The 442-nt window shown below is 63.8% G+C and carries 1 protein-coding gene; it reads right to left on the reverse strand.

Features of this window, described 5'->3' with window-relative positions; genetic code table 11:
* Window positions 1-442: cadherin-like domain-containing protein (locus K6M89_RS30595; protein WP_222141859.1), on the reverse strand; the 442-nt coding region annotated here is incomplete at both ends.

Genomic DNA, 442 nt, shown 5'->3' on the forward strand with positions numbered 1-442 from the left:
GCCAGCGTGAAGCTCTGACTTGCCGGAACGCTGCCGCCATTGCCGTCGGTGACGGTGTAGCTGAGGCTGACCGGGCCGTTGTAGTTGGCATCAGGCGTGAAGGTCCAGGTGCCGTCATTGTTGTCGATCAGCGCGCCATGATTGGCGGTAAGGCCGGCGACCGACAGCTGGTCGCCGTCGACATCGGTGAAGCCGGCAAGCAGGTCAGCGGTGCTGAAGGTGTAGGGTGTGTCCTCGCTGCCCGCCGAAAGCGTCGCCGCATTGCCGCTGAGGACGGGTGCATCATTGACCGCATCAAGCGTGAAGCTCTGGCTTGCCGGCACGCTGCCGCCATTGCCGTCGGTGACGGTGTAGCTGAGGTTGACCGGGCCGTTGTAGTTGGCATCAGGCGTGAAGGTCCAGGTGCCGTCATTGTTGTCGACCAGGGCGCCATGATTGGCGG

Source organism: Rhizobium croatiense (genome assembly GCF_019793465.1).
Taxonomy (GTDB): domain Bacteria; phylum Pseudomonadota; class Alphaproteobacteria; order Rhizobiales; family Rhizobiaceae; genus Rhizobium; species Rhizobium croatiense.